The 22,595-nt window shown below is 67.9% G+C and carries 21 protein-coding genes; 10 read left to right on the top strand and 11 right to left on the bottom strand.

The genetic code is table 11. The features are described from left to right. Position 1: 1 nt before the first annotated feature. The 4 genes from BM397_RS26230 to BM397_RS26215 form a co-directional block, all read right to left on the bottom strand. A complete protein-coding gene (locus BM397_RS26230; RefSeq protein WP_092430420.1) occupies positions 2-703 on the bottom strand; it encodes a gluconate 2-dehydrogenase subunit 3 family protein in 702 nt (233 codons plus the stop codon). A 638-nt stretch (positions 704-1,341) separates the two neighbouring features. Then, positions 1,342-2,037 (bottom strand): FadR/GntR family transcriptional regulator, encoded by a 696-nt coding sequence (locus BM397_RS26225; protein ID WP_092430418.1) that lies wholly within the window; start codon positions 2,035-2,037, stop codon positions 1,342-1,344. 57 nt (positions 2,038-2,094) lie between these two features. Further along, positions 2,095-3,126 carry a four-carbon acid sugar kinase family protein gene (locus BM397_RS26220; protein ID WP_092430416.1) on the bottom strand — a complete coding sequence of 344 codons (1,032 nt, stop codon included), beginning with the start codon at positions 3,124-3,126 and terminating at the stop codon, positions 2,095-2,097. A gap of 27 nt (positions 3,127-3,153) precedes the next feature. After that, the gene (locus tag BM397_RS26215) at positions 3,154-4,272 is read right to left on the bottom strand and encodes an iron-containing alcohol dehydrogenase family protein (RefSeq protein ID WP_092430414.1); all 1,119 of its coding nucleotides are present in this window, start codon (positions 4,270-4,272) and stop codon (positions 3,154-3,156) included. 411 nt (positions 4,273-4,683) lie between these two features. Between BM397_RS26215 and BM397_RS26210 the strand changes: the two genes are divergently transcribed. From BM397_RS26210 to BM397_RS26180, 7 genes are all read left to right on the top strand, one after another. Continuing rightward, positions 4,684-5,139, top strand: a complete 456-nt coding sequence (locus tag BM397_RS26210) for a tripartite tricarboxylate transporter TctB family protein (RefSeq protein WP_176806902.1) — start codon at positions 4,684-4,686, stop codon at positions 5,137-5,139. A gap of 45 nt (positions 5,140-5,184) precedes the next feature. Then, on the top strand, positions 5,185-6,141 hold the full coding sequence (locus tag BM397_RS26205) for a tripartite tricarboxylate transporter substrate binding protein (RefSeq protein ID WP_092430410.1): 957 nt from the start codon (positions 5,185-5,187) through the stop codon (positions 6,139-6,141). A 112-nt stretch (positions 6,142-6,253) separates the two neighbouring features. Further along, complete coding sequence (locus BM397_RS26200; protein ID WP_092430408.1) at positions 6,254-7,738, top strand: tripartite tricarboxylate transporter permease; 1,485 nt, start codon at positions 6,254-6,256, stop codon at positions 7,736-7,738. Positions 7,739-7,750: 12 nt separating this feature from the next. Further along, on the top strand, positions 7,751-8,638 hold the full coding sequence (locus tag BM397_RS26195; protein ID WP_092430407.1) for a dihydrodipicolinate synthase family protein: 888 nt from the start codon (positions 7,751-7,753) through the stop codon (positions 8,636-8,638). Beyond that, on the top strand, positions 8,638-9,618 hold the full coding sequence (locus tag BM397_RS26190; protein WP_092430405.1) for a phosphoglycerate dehydrogenase: 981 nt from the start codon (positions 8,638-8,640) through the stop codon (positions 9,616-9,618). Before BM397_RS26195 ends, BM397_RS26190 begins: the two co-directional genes overlap by 1 nt. 32 nt (positions 9,619-9,650) lie before the next feature. Beyond that, the gene (gene pdxA, locus BM397_RS26185; protein WP_092430404.1) at positions 9,651-10,640 is read left to right on the top strand and encodes a 4-hydroxythreonine-4-phosphate dehydrogenase PdxA; all 990 of its coding nucleotides are present in this window, start codon (positions 9,651-9,653) and stop codon (positions 10,638-10,640) included. A 283-nt stretch (positions 10,641-10,923) separates the two neighbouring features. Beyond that, on the top strand, positions 10,924-11,634 hold the full coding sequence (locus BM397_RS26180; protein ID WP_092430402.1) for an IclR family transcriptional regulator: 711 nt from the start codon (positions 10,924-10,926) through the stop codon (positions 11,632-11,634). On the opposite strand, the gene BM397_RS26175 is transcribed toward BM397_RS26180, so the two are convergent. The 7 genes from BM397_RS26175 to BM397_RS29440 all read right to left on the bottom strand — a co-directional run bounded on the left by BM397_RS26175 (position 11,619) and on the right by BM397_RS29440 (position 19,040). Beyond that, positions 11,619-12,983 carry a hypothetical protein gene (locus tag BM397_RS26175; protein WP_092430401.1) on the bottom strand — a complete coding sequence of 455 codons (1,365 nt, stop codon included), beginning with the start codon at positions 12,981-12,983 and terminating at the stop codon, positions 11,619-11,621. The genes BM397_RS26180 and BM397_RS26175 overlap by 16 nt on opposite strands. A gap of 8 nt (positions 12,984-12,991) precedes the next feature. Next, the gene (locus tag BM397_RS26170) at positions 12,992-14,032 is read right to left on the bottom strand and encodes an ABC transporter ATP-binding protein (RefSeq protein ID WP_092430399.1); all 1,041 of its coding nucleotides are present in this window, start codon (positions 14,030-14,032) and stop codon (positions 12,992-12,994) included. A gap of 3 nt (positions 14,033-14,035) precedes the next feature. Beyond that, on the bottom strand, positions 14,036-14,833 hold the full coding sequence (locus tag BM397_RS26165; RefSeq protein ID WP_176806900.1) for an ABC transporter permease: 798 nt from the start codon (positions 14,831-14,833) through the stop codon (positions 14,036-14,038). After that, on the bottom strand, positions 14,833-15,735 hold the full coding sequence (locus BM397_RS26160; protein WP_092430395.1) for an ABC transporter permease: 903 nt from the start codon (positions 15,733-15,735) through the stop codon (positions 14,833-14,835). The genes BM397_RS26165 and BM397_RS26160 overlap by 1 nt, the downstream gene beginning before the upstream one ends. Then, positions 15,726-16,919, bottom strand: coding sequence for an isochorismatase family protein (locus tag BM397_RS26155; RefSeq protein ID WP_092430393.1), 1,194 nt, complete (start codon positions 16,917-16,919; stop codon positions 15,726-15,728). Before BM397_RS26155 ends, BM397_RS26160 begins: the two co-directional genes overlap by 10 nt. Continuing rightward, the gene (locus BM397_RS26150) at positions 16,916-17,956 is read right to left on the bottom strand and encodes an ABC transporter substrate-binding protein (RefSeq protein WP_176806898.1); all 1,041 of its coding nucleotides are present in this window, start codon (positions 17,954-17,956) and stop codon (positions 16,916-16,918) included. The genes BM397_RS26155 and BM397_RS26150 overlap by 4 nt, the downstream gene beginning before the upstream one ends. Before the next feature lie 625 nt (positions 17,957-18,581). Then, a complete protein-coding gene (locus tag BM397_RS29440) occupies positions 18,582-19,040 on the bottom strand; it encodes a MarR family winged helix-turn-helix transcriptional regulator (RefSeq protein WP_176806896.1) in 459 nt (152 codons plus the stop codon). Positions 19,041-19,154: 114 nt separating this feature from the next. Between BM397_RS29440 and BM397_RS26140 the strand changes: the two genes are divergently transcribed. The 3 genes from BM397_RS26140 to BM397_RS26130 are packed head-to-tail and all read left to right on the top strand — an operon-like array spanning position 19,155 to position 22,557. Beyond that, positions 19,155-20,849, top strand: a complete 1,695-nt coding sequence (locus BM397_RS26140) for an AMP-binding protein (protein ID WP_092430462.1) — start codon at positions 19,155-19,157, stop codon at positions 20,847-20,849. Beyond that, positions 20,846-21,658, top strand: a complete 813-nt coding sequence (locus tag BM397_RS26135; protein WP_092430390.1) for an enoyl-CoA hydratase/isomerase family protein — start codon at positions 20,846-20,848, stop codon at positions 21,656-21,658. Before BM397_RS26140 ends, BM397_RS26135 begins: the two co-directional genes overlap by 4 nt. Next, a complete protein-coding gene (locus BM397_RS26130) occupies positions 21,655-22,557 on the top strand; it encodes an SDR family NAD(P)-dependent oxidoreductase (RefSeq protein ID WP_092430388.1) in 903 nt (300 codons plus the stop codon). Before BM397_RS26135 ends, BM397_RS26130 begins: the two co-directional genes overlap by 4 nt. Positions 22,558-22,595: the final 38 nt, after the last annotated feature.

Below are 22,595 nucleotides of genomic sequence, written 5' to 3'. Positions count from 1 at the left end.
CTTATGCCCTTTCGCCGCTGATCGAGACCGGACCCAGCGGGTATTTCACGTTGTGGCGCTCGGGCCATTCACGGTAGGCCGCGCGGGCGCCCGGGAAGCCGATGTAGACCCAGGACTGCATGCCGTGGTTGCCGCCGTATTGCGGGTCGGCAAAGTAGCCTTCCTTGGTGTTGCTCAGCAGCAGGCCCCAGAATTCGCGGACCTCGCCCGCCAGAGCGACGTCACCGTTCTGCAGCGAGGTGAGGGAGGCATCCTGCTGCTCGGGGCTCAGCTCGGCGAAGGCCGCGCCATGGGTCTCTTGGCACCACGCGTTGAAGGCGGGGATTGCCTGGCGGTAGACTTCGGCCGGGTTCAGCGGAGTCTGCCAGCCGCGCGCGGGCTCGGCGGAAGCGTCGTGCGGACCTTCCATGTACCAGTCGTCGGCGGTGCCGTAGTCGCTGGCCAGCTGGCGGTCGATGAAGACGGGCACGCGCGCTTCAAGCGCACCGGGGCCATCGCCTTCAGAAGGGATCAGCCGCGCGGTCGCGGCCATGATGAATGCCCATTCGTCGGCATTCAGATATTCACGCTGGTAGTCGTCGAGGGAAACGGGCTTCGGCGTCTGCTGCGCGGAGGCAGGCAGTGCGAGCCCGGAAAGAGCGGCCCCGGCTGCGGTAGCTTTCAGGAAGCTTCGGCGGCTCGGGTATCCGGGGAGGTCAGTCATTTTGGGGTGTCCTGCCGGTCTGGGTGGAACATTTGTGCGCTAACGAAGCGCGACAGAATGCCGCCCTACGCCGCGTCACATCCGCGCGCAAGATGGACACCTTCCCCTAGGGCGCGATTTTCGAGCGACTTTCGGGGAGAGGGCAAGTCATTACGAAAACGTGAAAACATCTCATGCCGCGATGCAAAGGCTTTCAAATTGAAGGGGGGATGCCTTTGCCATGGTGTCGGGGTGCGGCTGCGGAAAGGGGTCTCATTGCGCGTCCGCTCACAATCACCCTGCGTCAGCGCACAGAACTTTGGTTCGGCCGGCTTGCGGGAATGGGTGCGGGCATGGCCGCCGCGAGGCATTTTCAGCGCAGGACACCCCATCACCGACGGTTGCCGTAGCTCGATGTGATCACATACGACTCTTGCGGCGTCGCGGCCGACCCCGGAGCAGTCGCGTCATCGGCGCTTGGAGAGGCGCGTCGCAAGGGTGCAGTCCGGTTTGCAGGTGGGCAAGGTACGGTTCGGGGTCACGCACTTTGGGGCCCCGATCCTCCGGTTGCGGCGCGCGCTTCGCTGCAGGCTGCCGCTACCTCTGTGTGCCGAGAGGTGCGCGCCGCCCCGGTCCGAAGGAATGGCTCCCCGAAGGGCCTACCGCAGCGACAAATCGAGCAGCCCGCCGCCGAAGAGCCGGTCCCGAGAATGCTCGAGGTGTTTGCGCATCCCGCTGCGTGCGCGCTCCGGCTCGCGGTCGCGAATGGCTTCGAAGATCTGCGTGTGCTCGGCCAGGACTTCCTCAAGCCCCTTGCGCCCATCGTTCATCAGCGACTCGCCATGCAGCTTCATCCCGACATTCACGTGATCGCGCAGGGCGCGGAAGGTGGCTTCGAAATACTGGTTGTTCGAGGCCCGCGCGATGCCGCTGTGGAACATGAAATCCGCATCTTCGCGGTGTTGCAGCGAGCCGGTCGCGGCGCGCAGCAGGTCCAGCGCCTTTTCGATCTCGCCAAGCAGCTCGGTGTTGCGGCGCTCGGCGGCCAGTGCGGCGGCCTCTGTCTCGAGATTGATGCGAAACTCGTAGCATCGCTGGATGTCGGCGAGAGTTTCGACCTTCGAAAAGCCGAGCGGAACGGTGTTCGCCACGGCGCGCACGAAGCTGCCGGCCCCCTGCCGCGAGACAACCATGCCGTCGTCACGCAGCTTTTCGAGCGCGGCGCGCAGCACTGGGCGGGACACGCCGAATTCCTCGGAGAGCTGTACCTCCGACGGAAGTTTCTCGTTGGCCGGGTACTCGCCGTTGACGATCCGCGCGTGCAGCGAATGGTACACCTTGTCTGCAAGCGGCATTCGCGTCTTTGTCCTGCCTGTCGCCATCAGCCCTGCCTCGTGATCCGGGTAGTGGGATTAGTTGTTCGCCAGCAATTTGACAAGTTTTACCAATGTATCGGTCGCGCCGAAGCCGCCGGATTTCGTGACCAGCGTGAATTCCTGCCCGCCTGCGCATCGTGCCACCGGCACGCCGGGCAGCGCTTCGCCCAACACGTCCAGTTGTCCTATCCCAAGATCGGCGAGGAGGGCGGCGGCGCTCTCGCCGCCGCAGGCGAACAGCGTCGCCGGCGTCAGACGTGCCTGTGCTTCTGCGATGGTGCGCGCAAAGGCGGCCCCGGCCTCGGCGGCGGAGATCACCTCGCTGCCCGGGGTCATGCGTATCAGCAGGATCGGTGTCTGCGCGGCGTCCGGGAGGCGGGAGCAGGTGCCGTTGGGAGCGGCGAGCATCGGCACGTCCCGCAGGGCGTCGACCTGGGCGACGGTGACGGGATCCCGTGAGCCGATCGCAAGCAGGGCCGGGCACGTCAGGTGCAGTGAGGGGGGCGTGACGGGGTGCGGCCAGAGCCGCGTCGCCAGTGCTTCGGCCAACCCCGCGGCGCCGACCAGCACCGTGCCGCCGAGCTCTGCGGGCAGTTGTGCCGCCAGGTCCTCGGGTGTGTCGGTGTCGGGCACGCTGACGTCGCGGCCAATGCGCGGTGCCACCGGGATTGGAGCGTCGACACCCGCTCCGGTGACCGCGCCGCCAAGGCAGTGCCGTCCGAGCCTGGGGATGGCGGGATTGACCAGCAGTGGCGTGCCGGAGGGTGCAAGCTCAGCCAGTTCGGCGCGGATATGCCCCTTCAGCCGGCTGTCGACCTTCTTGAAGAGGAGACCGTCGCGCCCCGCCAGATCACGGGCCACCCGTCGTGCGACCTCGATGGCCTCGCCCTCGGGGCCGTCGCGGGTGCCCGTGGCCACGGCGACGACCTCCGCCGTCGAGGCGAGCGCCTCCGGCAGGTCCTCGGCGCGGCAGGCCACGCGCACCCGGGCGCCGCGTGCGGCAAAGGTGGCTGCGCTGTCCAGCGCGCCGGTCAGGTCGTCCGCGACGATATGTACCCGTTTGCGCATCTCTCCTCCCATGATGCGGCGCCGCGTTCAGTACGCGCGGCGATAGATCTCCTCGATCTCGTCCACCGACAGGTCCCGCGGATTCCAGTCAAGCAGGCGACGGATCGCGTGGGCCTCTTCGGCCATGGCCCGCAAGTCATCCTCGGCCACGCCATGGGCGCGCAGCCGCATGTCGAGCCCGAGCGCCGCGCAAAAGGCTGTGGCACCGTCACGGATGTCGGCCTCGCTGCCTGCCTCGAACCCCAGTGCGCGAGCGATGAGCGCGGTCTTCTCGGGGCGGGCAGCGGCGTTGGCGGCCAGAACATGCGGGAAGATCAGCGCATTGGCGATGCCGTGCGGCAGCTTGTAGCGGGTGCCGAGAGGGTAGCTCAGGGCATGGCCAGCGGTGGTGTTGACCGGGCCGAGGCAGATGCCGCCGTAGAAGGCCGCCAACGAGAGGCCGGCACGGGCCTCGGTGTCCGCGCCATCCTCGACGGCGCGGCGCAGGTAGCGGCCGACCAGCTCGATGCCCTGCAGCGCGTAGCCGTCGATCAGCGGATGGGCACGCTTCGAGGTGAAGGCCTCGGCGCAATGGGCCATGGCATCGACGCCGGTGGCGGCGGTGACATGCGGCGGCACGGTCATCGTCAGGTCGGGGTCGATGATCGCCAGGTCGGCCAGCATGTGCGGGCTTTCCGTCGCGATCTTGCTGTTCGAGGCGGGGTCGGTGACCAGCGCACGGGTGCCGACCTCGGAGCCGGTGCCGGCGGTGGTGGGAATCTGCACGAGCCCGACCTTGCGCGCGGGGGCGCGGTTGGGGCCGCTGATGTCCGCGAGTCCCAGGGGCTGACCCACCAGCACGGCGACCAGCTTGGCGAGATCCATCGCTGAGCCGCCGCCGAATCCGATCACCAGGTCGGCGCCCTCGGCGGCCGCGACCGCTGCGGCCAGATTGTCGCTGTCGGGCTCGGGGACCACGGTGCCGAAACAGCCGACCTCGCCGAGACCGAGCGCCGGGAGCCGCGCGGCGTTGACTGGATCGGCCACCACGAAGGGCGCCTTATAACCCGAGGCGGCGACCCAGTCGGCCAGCTTTTCCAGCGTGCCGCTGCCATAGTGGATCAGCGCAGGACGGCGCAGCTCGATAGGGGTCGTCAGGTCATGCATCGCGGGGTCCTCCTCTGGGTGCGCGGTCGCGCCCGTGTACTTGCGTGTTCGAGTCGCCTTCCTGCGCGGAGTGCGGCGATCGCTTGGCGGTAGAACTGGCCGAAGTTTTACAAGTTGTCAAATGGTAAGTTCCTAAGGGGGTGGTGCCGGGAGGGTGGCGCTATAGGGGGATAGTATTCTGAATGATGGATTAAAAGTATGATATATAGAGTAATTCTGTGAGGCATGTGATCTGTTGCTAGCGCGTCTCCCTGAGAGAATTCCATGAATTTTGACATTTTTTCGGTTTGTGAATTGACATGTTGTCATCTCGACTGCATTTTGCCATGCAAGTTGCGGCGCGGCATCGAGCCAGGGCATCCCCCGAGGTGCTTGCCGCCAAAGGCCCGCTGTCAAACGGAGGAGTGGCAGATGATCCTACGCGAGCAAAAGGCGGATCTCTGGATCGGCACCGGCCTGCTGCTGCTCTGCGGCTTTGCCGGCTGGCGCGCCACCTACATCAAGCAGGGCTTCAACTCGAGCGCGGCCGGGCCGAGCTTCATGCCCTGGCTGGTGATTGCCCTCATCGCCTTGCTGTCGGTGCTGCTGATCGTGCGCGCCCTGCGGGCTGAGCATGACCCCCAAACCGATATCGTCATGCCCGGCAAGCGCACGCTGGCGGCCATGGCGGGCTTTACCCTGCTGATGATCTGCTACGCCGTCGCCTTCATGCCGGTGGGCTATCTGCCCTCGACGCTGGTGGCCTTCATCGTCGGGCTGATCCTGCTGGGCGAGCGCAACTGGCTGCTCGTCGTCCTGTTTCCCGTCGGCATGACGCTGGCGATCTACTTCGGGTTCACCGAACTGCTGTCGGTCTGGCTGCCCTGAGGCGCGACAGCCCGAATACAACCATACTGAAGGGAGGAAGACTTCATGATCAAGAAAACACTCATCGGGGCCGCACTGGCCACTGCAACTGCGGGTGCGGCGCTTGCTGCGGATTTCCCCGCGCGTCCGATCCAGGTGGTCGTGCCCTATTCCGCGGGTGGCTCCACCGACCTGTCGATGCGCGTGGTGGCAGATGCCTTCGAGCGCCTGTTCGACGGCCAGATGGTGGTGCGCAACCAGCCCGGCGGTGGCGGTGGCATCGGCTCGTCCGCGGCGATCCATGCCCGCGCCGACGGCTACACCCTTGGCGCAGGTGCGCAGGGCCCGCTGGTGATCAAGCCGCTGATCGGCGGCACCGATTACCAGCTGGACGATGTCGAGTTCATCGGTCTCTACGCCCGCTCGCTGCAGGTCATGGTGGCCTGCGCCGATGCGCCCTTCTCGGATTATGACGCCTTCATCGAATACGCCAAGTCGAGCAAGCCGCAGGTCGGCAACTCGGGCGCGGGCGGGGCGAACCAGATCTCGGCCGAGGCCTTTGCCGATACCGCCGGCATCAGCATCGAGTCGGTGCCGTTCAACGGCTCGTCCGAGGCGCGCACCGCCTGCATCGGTGGCCATATCGACGCGATGGTCGCCTCGCCCGCAGAGGCCAAGGCGGCGTCTGACTCGGGCCAGATGACCCCGCTCTTCGTCATGGAAGACGAGCGCATCGACCTCTTCCCCGACACGCCCACCGCGGTCGAAAAGGGCGTCGACTTCACTTGGTCGTCCTGGAAGGGCCTGATTGGTCCGAAGGGCATGGACGAGGAAACCCTCGCCTGGCTGCGCGACGCGATCCAGCAGGTCGCCAACGATGAGGAGTTCAAGAAGACCCTCACCGACATGGGCGAGTTCGTGACCTTCGAGGACGGCGAAGCCTTCGAGGCCCGCGCCCGCAAGGACATGGAGACGACCCGCGGCGTGCTCGAGAAGCTCGAGATGCTCGGCATGAACAACTGACGCGGCGCCGGGCACGCCCCGGCACCCGTCCCCGGACCGGGGCGTGCCCCGCCCCGGTCCCCGCCTTTCCCAGCCGCCGGCAGCGGCCTCCCAACTCAGCTGCAGGGTTGTCATGGACACAATCGCCTTTCTCGCACCACTCTTCGAGCCGCAGGTCCTGCTGACCATTGCGCTCGGGACATTCGGCGGGCTGGTCATCGGCGCGCTGCCGGGCCTGACCGCGACGATGGGTGTCGCGCTGCTGATCCCGCTCACCTTCGGCATGACCCCGGTGATGGGGCTGAACATGCTGATCGGCATCTATATCGGCGGCATCTACGGCGGCTGCGTCTCGTCGATCCTGCTGCGCACCCCCGGCACCCCGGCCTCGGCGGCCACGGTGCTCGACGGCTACCCGATGGCGCAAAAGGGCGCGGCGGGCCGGGCGCTCGGCATGGCGACCATCGCCTCGACCATCGGCGGGCTCATCGCGGCGGTGGTGCTGGCGACGCTGGCGCCGCAGCTGGCGGGCATCGCGCTGAAATTTGGCGCGGCGGAATATTTCGCGCTGGCGCTCTTCGGCCTGACGATCATCGCCTCGCTCTCGGGTGACCTGCTGAAGGGTGCGATCTCGGGGCTGCTGGGCATCCTGATCTCGACCGTCGGCGCCGATCCGATCTCGGGCGTCATGCGCTACACCTTCGACATCCAGGGCTTTGCCTCGGGCTTTGCCTTCACCCCGGCGCTGATCGGCCTCTTTGCGCTGTCCGAGGTGTTCACCCAGATGGAGCGCATCGCCGATGGCGAAGAGCCGATCAAGAGCGTCTCGGGCCGCTGGCCCACCCGCGCCGAGATGTCCGAGAGCAAGGGCGCGCTGATACGCGGCTCGCTCATCGGCACGCTGATCGGCATCGTGCCGGGCACCGGCTCGGGCACCGCCTCGTGGATTTCCTACAACGAGACGCGCCGCGCCTCGAAGACCCCCGAGAAATTTGGCACCGGCTACGCCCCCGGCATCGCCGCCACGGAATCGGCCAACAACGCGGTCTGCGCCGCGGCGCTGATCCCGCTCCTCGCGCTCGGCATCCCCGGAGACGTGGTCACCGCCGTGCTGATGGGCGGGCTGCTGATCCAGGGCCTCGCGCCGGGACCGATGCTGTTCCAGACCAACCCCGATGTGGTGGTCGGCATGTTCGGCGGCACCTTCATCGCCACCATCTTCATGTTCATCTTCGGGATGGCGCTGATCCCGCTGTTCAGCCGCATCCTGATGATCCCGCGCCGTCTGCTCGCGATGTCGATCGTGGTGTTCTGCTTCATCGGTGCCTTCTCGATCAACCTGAACCCGGTCGATCTCTACACCATGGTGGGCTTCGGCGTGCTGGGCTGGGGCATGCAGAAGTTCGGCTTCAGCCAGGCGGCGCTCTGCATCGCGCTGATCCTCGGTCCGCTGCTGGAATCCAACCTGCGCCGCGGCCTGCTGCAGAACGACGACAACGTGCTGTCGTTCATCTCGACGCCGATCACCCTGCTGTTCCTCGGCCTCACCGTCCTCTCGGCGGCCTGGCCCATCATCTCGCGCGCCATTGTCCGCAATCGTGCCGCGCAGCACCAATAATCAGGAGAACGCATGAGTTCGCAGAAAGAAGCCTTCGTCGCGCTGGTCACCTGCTTCAACGACGACGAGACGATCAACTTCGAGGCCACCCGCGCCCAGGTCCGCCGCCAGGTGGCCGCCGGAAACAACATCATGTGCGCCGGCACCAACGGCGACTTCTCGGCACTGACCTTCGACGAGAAGGTGAAGCTGACCGAAGAAGTGGTGGACGAGGTTGCCGGAAAGGCCAAGGTCATCGTCAACGCCGGCATGCCCGCCACCTTCGAGACCGTGGCGCTGGCCAAGGAATTCGACCGCATCGGCGTCGACGGCATCGCGGTGATCACGCCCTTCTTCATCGCCTGCACGCAGGATGGGCTGATCCGCCACTTCACCACCGTCGCGGACACGGTGTCGACGCCGGTCTACCTCTATGACATCCCGGCCCGCACGCAGAACCACATCGAGCCCGAGACCGCGCGCGTGCTGGCCAAGCACCCCAACATCGCTGGCATCAAGGATTCCGGCGGCGCGCAGGAAACGCTCGAGCAATACATGGCCGTGGGCCGCGAGGAAGAGGGCTTCGACGTCTATTCCGGCCCCGACCACCTGGTGCACTGGGCCTTCCAGAACGGTGCCAAGGGCGCGATCTCGGGGCTTGGCAACGTCATGCCCGAGGTGCTGGCAAAGATCGTCAGCTGCTTCAACGCGGGTGACGAGGCCGGTGCGGCAGCGGCCCAGGAAACCTATGGCGCCTTCCGCACCGATCTTTACAAACTCGGCTTCCCGCCGGCGATGGTGAAGCGCGCGCTCTGGGTCATGGACCACTCGGTCGGTGCCTCGCGCCAGCCCGCGCTGCTGCCCGATCCCGAGCAGGACAAGCAGGTCGAGGCGATCCTGCGCAAATACGAGCTGATCTGATGGCCGAAGCGAAACCCGTCGTCGTCACCACCTCGCCGGGCTTCGGCAAGCACGGCCGGGTGCCGGAGCTGATCGAGGCGCGCGGCTGGGAATTCATCCGCTGCACCGACACCAGCCTGCCCGACGGCGGCCTGTCCGAGCATATCGCCCGCGCCGACGCGCTGGTGGTCGGGCTCGTGCCGGTCACCGCCGAGACGCTGGCGCAGGGCAGCAAGCTGAAGGCGGTGATCAAGCACGGCGTGGGCGTCGACAACATCGACATCCCCGCCTGCACCGCCGCCGGCCTGCCGGTGTGCAACACGCCCGCCGCCAATGCCGACGCGGTGGCCGAGCTTGCCGTGGGGCTGATGTTCTCGATGGCGCGCTTCATCCCTCAGGGGCATGCCTCGGTGACCTCCGGCGGCTGGGAGCGGCGCATCGGCACGCAGCTCGGCGGCAAGACGCTGGGCATCGTCGGGCTGGGCAACATCGGCAAGCGGCTGGCGAAGCTGGCGCTGGGTCTGGGGATGACGGTGGTTGCCACCGACAAGTATCCCGATGAGGCATTTGCGGCCGAGCACGGCGTCACCTTCGTGCCGCTCGAGGAGCTGCTGGCGCAGTCCGACTACGTCTCGCTGCACGTCTTCGGCGGCGAAGGCAACGCCGCGCTGATCAACGCCGAAGCGCTGAAGCTGATGAAGCCGGATGCCAAGCTGATCAACCTCGCCCGCGGCGAGGTGGTCGATCTCGATGCCGTGGCCGCGGCGCTCGAGGCCGGCACGCTCGGCGGGGTCGCGATCGACGCCTATGTCTCCGAGCCGCCGGATGTCAGCCACCCGGTGTTCTCGCATCCGAACGCGGTCTTCACGCCGCACTCCGGGGCGGATACCAAGGAGGCGCTGGAAAACGTGGGCCTCATGGTGATCGAAAGCCTCGATGCGCTCTTTGCCGGCGACACGCCGCCGCGCTGCCTCAACGCAGGGGATCTGGCGGGCCCCTGAGCCCCCGCACCCGTACTCGCTGGAGGGACGACATGTCCGAACAACCTATTGTCATCACCATGGGCGACCCTTCCGGGGTCGGCGCCGAGGTCACCGTCAAGGCCATGGCCGGCCTCTCGCCCGCCGAGCGCGCCCGCTACGCCGTGATCGGCGATCAGGACACGCTGGAACGGGCCGTGCGCGCCTGCGATCTCGATCTGGCGCTGCGCCCGCAGGGCAGCGACGCAGGGGATGCGCTGCAGGTCATCCACGTGCCCGTGGACGGGCTGCCGGGCAAGTTCGGTGTTCTGTCGGAGGCTTGTGGCGAGGCCTCGTTCCAGTACATCAACAAGGCTGTCGAGCTGACCAGCTCGGGCGCGGCCTCGTGCATCGTCACCGCGCCGATCAACAAGGCGGCACTGAACGCGGCCGGCCATCACTATGACGGTCACACCGGGATGCTGGCGCATCTCACCGGCTGCAAGTCGAGCTGGATGCTGCTCGCCTCGCCGACGCTGAACGTGCTGCACGTCTCGACCCACGTCTCGCTGAAGGATGCGATCACCCGCGCGACGCCCGAGCGGGTGCTGGAAACCATCCGCATTGGCCACAACCACCTGCGGCGCATGGGGCTTGAAAACCCGCGCATCGCCGTGGCCGGCATCAACCCGCACTGCGGCGAGGGAGGGCTCTTCGGTAGCGAGGACGACAAGCAGATCGCGCCGGGCGTCGAAATGGCGCAGGCCGAGGGCATCAACGTGCAGGGGCCGATTTCGGCCGATACGGTCTATCACCGCGCCAACACCGGCGCCTTCGATCTGGTGATCGCGCAGTATCACGATCAGGGCCACATCCCGATCAAGCTCATTGCCTTTGATACGGCGGTGAACGTCTCGCTCGGCCTGCCGATCGACCGCTGCTCGGTGGATCATGGGACCGCCTTCGATATCGCCGGCACCGGCAAGGCCAACCACGTCAACATGCTGGCCGCGCTCGACTACGCGGGCAAGCTGGCTGAGGCGAAACGCAAGGTTGCCGCCTGATCACAGGCCTCGGCTCATGCGGGTTGGCTGGGAACCAAGGTCCCGGCCAACCCGCGCCCGGCGCGCTTGTCCTGCACCGCTCGGCTTCCGACGGTGAGTGCCGCCGTGGTGACGCCTCCAGCGGCTGCCGTCGCCTTTGGTAGAAGATTGGGCCCGGTCGAGCAGCACGCGGCGGTGCGGTGTGCGAGCTTTGGCGGCAGGTCGGAACGGTGTCTGGCGCTATTTGGCTTGCGGCGGATTGGGGAAGGCTTCACAACAGCTTGCAGTTGCACTGGAGACAGCCTTGGCCCCCCGCACCGAAACAAGTTCCCCGATCCGCGCTCTCGAGATGCTCGAACTTCTGGCCGAGATGGGGGCATTGGGCCACATGGCGATCTCGGAGCGGCTTGGGATTCCCAAGAGCACCGCGAGTGCACTGCTGAAGTCTCTTCAGGGCGCGGGCTACATCACCCGTGACGAGGATCGCAAATTCAGCCTGTCGCCGCGCGTGCTGCGGCTGAGCGAGGGTTTCCTCGCCCATCGCCAGTGGCTCGGGCCGCTACTGCCGCTGCTCGAGCGGCTCCGGGACGAGACCAACGAGACCACCTTTCTCGTCGAACGCCGGGGCGAGCACCGGGTGGTCGTGGCGCGCCGCATGGTTCGTGAGGGGCTGAGCTTTACCGTGCCGGTGGGCGACGTCGCGCCGCTGCCCGGCACCGCCGGTGGCCACGCGCTCTGCAGGCCGGGCGAGACGCTCAGCGATGCCGACGGGCGGGCCGAGCCGGTGGAGGTCAGCGCGCAGGGCGTGTGTTACCTGCCCTCGGCGATCGTGCCGGGTGTGGCCTCTTTCGCGGTGCCGCTGCGGGTGCCGCCCGGGGTGCCGCCGCTGGCCTTCTCGCTGGCGATGCCGGTGGCGCGCATGACGGCCACGATCCGCGCCGGAATCGAGGCCGCCATCTCAGGTCTGCGCGACGAGGCCGAGGCCGCGCTCGGAACCGCTCACTCGAGCAGGTAGGTCAGCGCCAGCGCCGCCGAGGTCAGCGGCACGGCGATCGCGGTGTAGGCCCGGTTCCAGTCCCAGGCGATACGGCGTGCCGGCTCGCCGGCGATCCGCGCCGAGAGCAGCAGCGTCGCCGAGACCGGCGAGACCATCATGCCCAGCGACCAGCCCGCCGAGAGCGCCATGGCAAGCGACAGCGCATGTCCCTGCGCCAGCGGCGAGGTTGCCATCAGCTGCGCGATCAGGATCACCGGGATCGAGGGCGGCGTGGAGATGACCGACAGGCCCCAGATGGTCAGCAGCACCGCGACCGGCATCAGCGGGCTGTCGAAGGCGATGATCGACTGCGGGCCGTAGAGCGTGAAGAGCAGCGCCGCCAGCGCGCCGATCACCGTCGAGCCGGCAAAGATGAACATTTCGTTGCGCAGATCCGAGAGGCGGCTTGCGAGTGCTGCCGGGGCGGCGCGTGCGCCGTCGGCATCGGGCTCGAGCCGGATCCAGACCAGTGCGAAGACCGGCACCACGAGTGTGGTTGCTGTCAGGAAACTCAGGCCCGCGAAGAGGTAGAGCGCCGATGTGGTGGCCAACAGCGTGAGCGCGCCGAGGAGAAGGAGCGCCATGGCCCGGGCGTTGCCGTCCGAGGGGAGGTCGAGCGTCTCGGCGCGGTCGTGTCGGGGCAGCAGGCAGCCGGTGCCCAGAAGCACCAGCGCCAGCGCCATGCCGAGCGCGATATAGGCCAGCGGATCGAGCTTCGCGAAGGAGGAGGTGACGACGGCGAAGCCCATGGCCAGCGGCGACCAGAGCGCGATTGCGGCCGAGCCGCGCATGGTGGCCATCAGCAGGTGACGCGCGGTGGGGTGGCGGGCGAAATCGAGCCGCGCCGCGGCGAGGATGTCACCGATCAGCTGCAGAACGCCCACGTTGAAAATCAGCGCCAGCCCGTGGCCACCATAGGTGACCGAGGCATAGCGCTGCCCGCGCGGACGCCCGATCAGCCAAGCCGCGGCCTGCGCCAGAAGCCGCGAGCGCTGCATGGCCGGGCGCAGGGTGGCAAGCGCCACCAGCAGCGCGGTGAAGCCGAGCCCCTGCGTCGCCGCCGACAGGATCACCGGCCGCGCCGCAGGTAGCAGCGCCGCAGTGACGGCGGAAAGCGTCAGCGCCAGCGCCATCACCGTGCGGCCCGAGCTGCGCACCCGTATCCAGTCGCAGGCGACGAAACTCGCGAGCGCCAGCAGGCCGAGCCAGAGGAGCTCCTGCCACCCGGTGAGCTGCCCGGCGGCCGAGCACAGCGCCGCGAGGGCGAGCGCGGCGCGGCCGGGGCCTTCCACCCCCGAGAAGGGGCGGGCTGCGATACCTGTCGTCATGCTCGGACTCAGGCGGCGAAGGCGTGCAGCGCGCCGGGCGTCCAGGAGACCCAGGCCTCCTGGCCGGGCTGCAGGCCGCAATCGGGGGTGCGCGCGGTGATCCGCCGGCCCGACGGCAGGTCGAGCGTGTAGGCGGTGCTGGCACCCTGATAGATCGCCTCGGCCAGATGGCCCTTCAGCGCCGCGCCTTCGGGGCGCGTGCTGCTCAGCGACAGACCTTCGGGGCGCAGCGCGACGGTGCAGTCGCCCTCGGCCTCGAGCGTTTCCGGTCGCGCGGTGGTCAGCCCCTCGAAAGAGAGGGCGCCGCTGCTACACCGCGCGGGCAGGAAGTTCGACAGGCCCATGAACTCGGCGGTGAAACGGGTGCGCGGCGCGCCGTAGATCTCGCGCGGGGTGCCCTGCTGCTCGATCCGACCCTGGTTCATCACCACGATGCTGTCGGAGAGGGTCAGCGCCTCTTCCTGGTCGTGGGTCACGAACATGGCGGTGATGCCGAGCTCGCGGGTGATGCGGTAGAGCTCGATCTGCATGGTCTCGCGCAGCTTGCGGTCGAGCGCCGAGAATGGCTCGTCGAGGATCAGGATCGACGGCTCGACCACCAGCGCACGGGCCAGCGCCACGCGCTGCTGCTGGCCGCCCGAAAGCTGGTGCGGGTGGCGCGCGGCGAGATGGCCGAGCTCGACGATGTCGAGGGCCCGGGCGACCTTGGCCTCGCGCTCGCTGCGGCCCATGCCGCGCATCTCGAGCCCGAAGGCCACGTTCTGCGCCACGGTCATGTGCGGGAACAGCGCCAGCGACTGGAACACCATGCCGATGTTGCGCTTGGCGGCGGAAAGATGCGTGATGTCGCGCCCATCCATCTGCAGCGTGCCGAAATCGGGCTTCGACAGGCCGGCGACGATGCGCAGGGTCGAGCTCTTGCCGCAGCCCGAGGGGCCCAGCAGCGTGGTGAAGCTGCCCTTGGGGATGGTCATTGACACGTCGTCTACGGCGGGCGTGTCAGAGCCGGGGTAACGCTTGGTGATGCGCGAGAGAGTGACTTGGGCCATGGTTCAGTTCCCGAGGAATTTCTTGAGACCGAAGACGCGCTCGATGAAGAGGGCCCCGGCGAGGGTGATGGCGATGAGCATGGACGAGATGGCCGCGATCGAGGGATCGAAGTTGTACTGCATGTAGCTCATGATCGCGAGCGGCAGGGTCGAGGTGCTGCTGTCGATCAGGAAGATCGACACCGCGGCGTCGTCGAAGGAGATGATGAAGCCGAATGCGGCCCCGGCGAAGATCGCGGGTTTGAGCACCGGCAGCGTCACCCGCGTCAGGATCTTCGCGCGGCTTGCGCCGAGCGTGTGCGCGGCCTCCTCCAGGGACGGATCAAAGCTCTGCAGCGCGGCGAGGCTGGTACGGATCACGTAGGGCACGACCAGCAGTACGTGACCGAGGGTCAGTCGCAACCAGGCATCGCGGAGCCCGGCGGTCGACAGGGTGACCAGAAGCGCCACGCCGATGACGATGCCCGGCACGATCAGCGGCGACAGGAAGGTCGCCTCGAGCAGCCCGCGAAGGCCGCTCGGCATCTTGCCGCGGGCGATGCCGAAGGCGGCTGCCACGCCGAGCGGTGTGCCGATGGCGGTCGCCAGCGCGGCCAGCACCAGAGAGGTCAGCGCCGAGCCGGTGAAGGCTGGGTTGGCGAGCGCCGCGCCGTACCAGCGCAGCGAGAAGCCCTCGGGCGGGAATTTCGGCGTTGCGCCGGCATTGACCGACACGATGATCACCGCGACCAGCGGCGCGAGCAGAAAGGCGAAGAGCGCGGCGGTTCCCGCCCGGCGGAAGAGCGTGAAATAGGGCGACATCATTTGCTCCACTTGGCTGTCATGCGCGCGGCCAGCGCGAGGATCGACGTCAGGACGAGAAGCGTCAGCGCCAGCAGCAGCGTCACCAGCACCGCGCCGAAGCGCCAGTCCAGCGTCACGGCGAACTGCTGGTAGATGAAGGTGGTGAGCATGCCCGAGCGTGGCCCGCCCATCAGCGCCGGCGTCACGTAGGACGAGATCGACAGCGAGAACACGATGGTCAGCCCGGAAGCGAGGCCGGGCACCGTCAGCGGCAGCAGAATGCGACGCAGCACGGCCCAGCGGCTGGCGCCGAAGGTCATCGCCGCCTCGGGGACTTTCGGGTCGATCTTTTCCAGAGAGGTCAGAACGCAGAGCGCCATGAAGGGCACGAAGACGTGGACGAGGCCGATGATGACCGCGCCGGCGGTATACATGATCTGGATCGGCTCCTCGATGAGCCCGAGCCCGAGCAGCGCCTGGTTGAGGATGCCCCGGTCACCGAGCATGATCATCCAGCCATAGGTGCGCGCGACGATCGACACGAGCAGTGGCGACAGCACGATGAGCACCACCCAGCCGCGTTTCGCGGGGCTTGCGGTCCAGATAATCAGCGCCAGAGCATAGCCCAGAACTGCGGTGATGCCCGTGGTCAGCGCCGAGACCCAGAGGGTCTTGATCAGCGTCGAGTAGTAGAACGGCTGGCTGAAGAAGCGCAGGTAGTTGGCGATGGTCCAGTCGCCCTCCATGGTGAAGGCGCCGGGCATCGATGGCTTGAGGCTCAGCGCCATCAGCCAGCCGACCGGCAGCAGCAGCACGAAGACGAGGAAGCACAGGCCGGGCAGCGTGAGCCAGGCCGGAGAGAGCGGCTTGCGCGGCGCGGGCTGTGCCTGCGGCGGAGGGGCGGTGTCGGTCAGTGCCATGCGTCAAGGATCCTGTCGGAAGGGGTGACGATGCCGAAATAGGTCCGGATCTGTTCGATACTGGCCTCGTGCAGGTGCATCACCAGGTCCTTCACCGCCACGCAGTCTTCGGCGATCACGGTATCATAGTCCGACATGGCCAGGTCACGCGCGGTGCTTTCGACGCAGCAGTTGGTGGTCACGCCCGCCAGCACCACGGTCTCGATGCCGCGGCGGCGCAGCTCGCCGTCGAGCGCAGTGTCGAGATAGGCCGAATAGCGGTGCTTGCGGATGACGGTCTCGCCGGCGACGGGGCCCATGCCCTCGACGAAATCGGCACCCCAGGTGCCCTCGCGGCAGACCTCGGTCATCGAGGGGTCGAAGGCCGGGGCGGCGCCGGTGATGTCGGCCGCAGAGGCGCACCAGACCGCGCCCTCGCGCGTCTGTTCGGACGGGTAGCGGTAGGGCGAGCCCTGACCGCGGAACATCGGGCCATAGATCGCCTGCACGTGCATGACGTGGGCGCCGGCGGCACGGGCACCGTCGAGCAGTGCGCGGATGCGCGGCAGCGCCTCGGTGACGCGGGGCATCGCGGCCTTGGTCTTCCCGATCACGCCGCCCTCGACGCAGAAATCGTTGAGCACGTCGATCATGATGAGCGCGGTGCGCGCCGGATCGAGCCGTTCGGCAAAGGGCCGCGCCATGCGCTGCGCCTTGACCGCCTCGTGCCAGTTGCGTTGTCCCGGCGCGGTGCCCGCAAGCAGCCCGGTGAGTTCCGCCTGCGAGACCTGCGGCATACGCAGGCCGAGCGCTTCGCTCGGGGCGTTGCCTGCCCGCACCAGCACGGCACGGTAGCCCTTGCGCTGCGCGTCGTAGGCAAGGCGAAGCCCGGCCACCGGGTCGCCGCAGACATAGAGCGTGCGGATGCCGTTCGAGCGCAGCACGAGGTCGATGTCGGAGGCGAAGAAGGGCGAGGGGCCGGTGTGGCTGATGGTGACGGCGCCGGGGCCGTCGAGCTGGTCGATCGGCTCGACGCGGTCGGTGGCGGTGACCTGCATCAGCAGGATCTCGGCGCATGCCGCCGCCGCGCGCAGCGGCGCGGGGAAGGCCTGGCCGACGCAGACGAGGGCTGCGGCTTCGGGAGCGTCGAGTCCCCGCAGGCCATCGGCCTGCGGGTGGGTCAGTTCGGTCGTCTGGGGGATCACAGGGAGACCTCGTAGTTCCAGCGATCCGTCAGCATCGGCATCTGCGGCACGATCTTGAACCAGTCGAACAGCGTCAGCTGGTCGAGTGCCGGCACCCGCTCGGCGGCCTTGCCGGTGAGCTTGGCATCCGGGCGCACCGGGCCCGCGATCACCGCGTTGCAGAAGGCTTCCTGCGCCTCGCGTGAGATCGCGTGGTTGATGAATTGCTTGCAGAGCTCGGGGTTCGCGGCACCCTCGGCGATGTGGTAGGACACCATGCCGACCATCGCGCCCTCTTCGGGGAAGACGAAGTCGACCGGTTTGCCGGCGTCGATCAACGCATAGGGCGGGATGTTGGTGGTCATGCCGACCGCGACGACCTCGCCCGCGTCCAGCATCGACATCGCGTCGGTGGAGGAGGTGAAGTAGCGGCGGATGTTCGGCTTCAGTTCGGCCAGCGCCTCGAAGGCCGGCTCGAGGTTGTCCTCCGAGCCGCCGCGCAGCTTGGCGAGCATCACCAGCATTTCCCACGAGCCCCAGGTGCCGATGTCGGGGATCGAGATCTTGCCGGCGAGCTCGGGGCGGAACAGGTCTTCCCACTTGGTGATCGGCTGGTCCACGAGGTCGGTGCGGTAGGCGATGCCGTAGGAGGCGTAGTCGAGGCCGACGCCGCGCTTCTTGTACTGCTCCCACCAGACCGGCGCGATCTCGGCGATGTTGGGGATGTCCTCGGGGGTCAGCTCGATGCCGATATCCGCCATGATCGCCTTGATGCTGTCGGGATAGGGCAGCATCAGCATGTCGATCTCGGGCTCGGCGCGGTTGACGATGGCGTTGGTCAGCCATTCCGCCGAGGAGCCGAGCTGGAGGTTCACCTTGGCACCGGTCGCGGCCTCGAAGCCATCGACGATGGCCTTCCGGTAGTTCTGCTCCCACACGCCGCCGAAGACGGTGGAGGTGAAACCGCCATCGGCGGCACGCCCCATGCCGGGGATCATCGCGCCGAGGGTGATTGCCCCCGTCGAGGCCAGGAAGCTGCGTCGGTCAAGTTTGTTCATGGTTCGGGGTCCCTGTTGGTTGTTCGTATAAATGAACAGAGGTTCGGATATGGGAACATAGTGCGGGCACGACAGGCGGGTTGTGTTGAGGTCCAGTGTGATCATTTGAGCAGCGCGCCCAATATTGCCTATTCATTAAGCGATATCGGAACGCTCGGGCCCTGTCGTGCGGCGGCAGGGGCTCGTCCGCGGCTCCTCGAAGCCAGAGCAAGGCCCTCCCCTGGACTGTCGTAATCGGCATTGATTCGGGGCCCTGGCACGCCGGGGCGACGGTGCGGGAGGATTCGAGCAGCGTGCCGGGGGAGAGGCGTGGAGTTTTGCCCGCTGGCCGGCGCTCTGCTCGGGCGAGGGGCGGGGACCTTGGCCCATGGCACCGTCAGCGCGCTACCTGGGCGCACCGCTTGCTCCGCGCGCCGCTCTTCCGGCGGCCCGAGGATCTGTGTGAGGTTGAATGCGCCCGGGCCCACGGCCACGCTTTGCTGCCCGGATCGTGCCGAGGTGAAGGCATGGGGTGCACCACCCCCGTGCAACTCGGGCTTGGCTGTTTACTAGCGTGACGCGGCCCGGTGATCGCCCAGCGAAAGTGCCGCATCGAAGCGACCTCGATCCCGGGGCACGTTCGGGGTCAGGACAGGTTGTCGATAAGCTTTTGCAGGACGCGCAGGCCGCAGGCGATCTCTTCGTCGCTCATGCCGCGGGTCATCTCGGCCTCGTAGCGCTGCGCCTCCTCCATCAAGCGGGCGACCAAGGCCTCGCCCTGTGGCGTCAGCCAGATGCCGTTGACCCGCCGGTCGAAATCCGAGGGGCGCCGCTCGATGAGCCCTTCGGCGGACAGCTGGTCGAGGATGGTGACGAAACTCGACCGGGAGAGCGCCACGGCTTCGGCGATCCGGCTCTGCGGTTGCCCGGGGTGGGCGCGGATCACCGAAAGCAGCCCGAGGTAGCGCGGCGCCCTCCCGCAATCGGTCAGACGCTGTTCGAACCCGCGAAAGGCAAGGATCTGCGCGAGCCGCAGCTTGTAGCCGAGGGTTTCCTCGGCTTCGCCCGCATCGAGGCGCACCTGGCTGTCTTCCCTGTCGCTCACGCTCCGGAGCCTCCTTCGAGATTTTGTTTTACATCGAACAGTTCTGCTACGTACAGTAACTCGTGGACCCAGTCCATCCTGAGTCGGCCCGGAGGGAGGAACGTGTCGATGGGAATGTCTACCACAGCCGTGGCTCACTGGCTGCCGGAGGCGTCGGACCCGCCGTTGCGCGAGGTGACGCTCGGGACATTGCTCGCCGAGCGCGCCGCTGCGCGTCCGGAGTGCCCTGCGCTGATCTTCGACGAGCCCGATCTGCGCGTTTCATGGACCTACGCGCAGCTCGACGCCGAGGTGACGCGGCTTGCCAAGGCGCTGCTTGGCCATGGGATCGGGCCCGGCGACCGCGTGGCGGTCATGGCCGCGAACTGCCCCGAATGGGTGCTTCTGGAATATGCGCTCGGGCGCATCGGGGCGGTGCTGGTGACAGTGAACCCGTCCTTTCGGAGCGGCGAGCTCGACTACCTGCTGCGCCAGGCGCGGGTCTCGGCGCTGTTCATCGCCGGCGATTTCCGGGGCTTCGATCTCGGGGCGATGCTGGCAGAGATGCTGCCTGCGCTCGACCGTGGTGATCCCGGCGGCGATGCCAGCTATCCCGATTTGCGGCGCGTCGTGCAGATCGGCGCGGTGCCGGTTCCGGGCGCGCTGGCGTTCGACGCGTTCCTTGCCGGGGCCGGCGAAACCTCCGATGCCGCGCTGGCCGAGGCCGCCGGGGCGGTCCGACCCGAGGATGTGCTGCAGATCCAGTATACCTCTGGCACCACCGGCAAGCCGAAGGGCGCGATGCTCAGCCACCGCGGCACGATCAACAACGCGCTGTTGGCGGCAGATCGGGCCGGATACCGCGAGACGGACGTGATGGTCTCGGCGATGCCGCTGTTCCACACGGCGGGCTGCGTGTGCAACGTCATGGGCATGCTGGCGGCCGGGGGCTGCCTCGTGGCGATGGCGGATTTCGACGCGGGGCGGATGCTCGATCTCATCGAAGCGCATGGCGGCACGATCACCAACGGTGTGCCGACCATGTACATCCGGATGCTGCAAGACCCGCGGCTGATCGCCGGGGCGCGGGACCTCTCAAGCTGGCGCATCGCCTATACCGGGGGCACCTCGATCCCGCCGCAGGTGATGCTCGAGCTGCAGTCCCGGGTCGGCTGCGAGCCGGTGATCATCATGGGAATGACCGAATGCAGCCCGATCATCACCCAGACGGTGCCCGAGGAGGCGCTCGAGGCGCGGGTGAGGACGGCGGGTGTGCCGCTGCCGCATGTGGAGATCCGCATCGTCGACCCCGAGAGCGGTGAGACCCGGCCCGTGGGCGCCGAGGGCGAGTTGCAGATCCGCGGCTTCCTGGTGACCGCGGGCTATTTCGATATGCCCGACCAGACCGCCGCGGCGATCAGCCCGGGCGGCTGGCTGAAGAGCGGCGATCTGGCGGTGATGGACGCCGAAGGTCACCTGCGGATCATCGGCCGGATCAAGGACATGCTGATCCGCGGCGGCGAGAACATCTACCCGGTGGAGATCGAGGACTGGCTGATGCAGCACCCCGCCATCGCCGAGGCGCAGGTGGTCGGCGTGCCTGACGCGGAGTTCGGAGAGGAGATCTTCGCCTTCGTGGTGCTGCGCGCGGGCGAAGAGCTGGAGGCCGCGGCACTGCGCGACTGGTGCCGCGCCCGCATCGCCCGCCACAAGGTGCCCCGTCACATCGCCTTCATCGAGGTGACGCCGAAGACGGCGAATGGCAAGGTGCGCAAGATCGACCTTAGGAGGATGGCCGAAGAGATGCTTGAAAAGGATGCCATCGCATGAGCGCTCCCCACCTGCGCGAAGAACGCCGTGGTCCGGTGCTGCTGCTGACCCTGAACCGGCCCGAGGTGCGCAATGCCATCTCGCCGGAGATGGCCTGCCGGCTGGCCGATGCCTTCGCGGCGTTCGATGCGGATGACGCGCTGCGGGTGGCGATCCTGACCGGGGCGGGGGAGCAGGCCTTCTGCGCGGGGGGCGATCTGGGTCGGACATTGCCGCTTCTGTCGGGCGATCGTGCACCCGAGGATGATTGGGATCGGCGTTTCCTGAACGAGCCGGGGCTGCAGGACCGCTCTGCGCTGCGCCGCGCCGCGCCCGCCAAGCCGGTGATCGCCGCGATCAACGGGCTTTGCCTTGCCGGCGGAATGGAGACCATGCTCGGCACCGACCTGCGGATCTGCGCGGAGGGCGCCGTCTTCGGCCTGCCGGAGGCGCGGCGCGGGGTCATTCCTTTTGCCGGGGCGCTGGTGCGGCTGGGCCGTCAGATCCCCGAGCCGGTGGCGCTGGAACTGCTGCTGACCGGGGGCACGATTGATGCGGAGCGCGCCCGGGAAATCGGGCTGGTGAACCGGGTGGTGCCGCAGGCCGAGGTGCTGGAGCGCGCCTTCGAGATGGCCGCGGCACTGGCCGAGAACGGCCCGGTCTCGCTGCGCGAGATCAAGCGGGTGGTGCGCGGCAGCTCTGGGCTGACACTGGACGAAGGGTTTGCGCTCGAGGATGAGGCAAAGCGCATCGTCATGGCCTCGGAGGATGCGCGCGAGGGGCCGCGCGCCTTCATGGAAAAGCGCAAGCCGAGGTTCGTGGGACGATGACCGGGGCAGGGGAGATCCGCCTCGACGGTCGCGTGGCGGTGGTCACCGGCGCGGGGCAGGGCATCGGGCGCGCCACCGCGCTGGCACTGGCGGCTGCGGGGGCCTCGGTGGTGGTCAACGACATCGACGCTGGGGCTGCGGAGGCGGTGGCGGGGGAGATCGGCCAGCGCGCGGTGCCCTGCGTCGCCGCCATCGGCACGGCCGAGGCGGCGGACGCCTGTCTCGCCGCTGCGTTGGAAAGGTTCGGGCGGCTCGACGCCCTCGTCTGCAATGCCGGGATCCTGCGCGACCGGGTGCTGTGGAACACCTCCGACGCCGATTTCGACGCGGTGATCGCCACGCATCTGCGCGGTAGCTTCACCTGCGCCCGCGCCGCCGCGCGGCACTGGCGCGAGGCCGGACACGGCGGGCGACTGATCCTGATGTCCTCGATAGCCGGGCAGCGCGGCAATTTTGGCCAGACGTCCTATGCCGCTGCCAAGGCCGGCATCGCCGCCATGGCACGCACATGGTCGATGGAGCTGGCGCGCGCAGGGGTCACGGTGAACGCCGTGGTGCCGACGGCGCTGACCTCGATGACCGCCACCATCCCGGCGCTCACCGAGCTGTCGGAACGGGCGGCGCGGGGCGAGGCGCTGGACGACAGCGTGCGGCAGACCATGGGCATCGGCGGACCGGAGGACGTGGCGCCGCTGATCGTCTACCTTGCCTCCGAGGCCTCCGCCGGGATCACCGGCCAGTGCATCGGCATCGGCGGCGACCGGCTGAGCCTCTGGGCGCATCCGGTCGAGGCGGCGCATGAGATTTCCAAAGGCGGGTGGCGCGCGGACGGCATTGCCGAGGCGCTCGGAGGCACGCTCGCCGGGTCCCTGCAATCGGTGGGGATCGAGATGAACTGACGCGCCGGAGGAGGAAACCGGGCGCATTTAGGGAGGAA

Origin of the sequence: Alloyangia pacifica (assembly GCF_900116195.1) — a bacterium.
Taxonomy (GTDB): domain Bacteria; phylum Pseudomonadota; class Alphaproteobacteria; order Rhodobacterales; family Rhodobacteraceae; genus Salipiger; species Salipiger pacificus.
The sequence above is the reverse complement of the archived record's forward strand: the minus strand, read 5'-3'. Positions and strand labels throughout refer to the sequence as shown.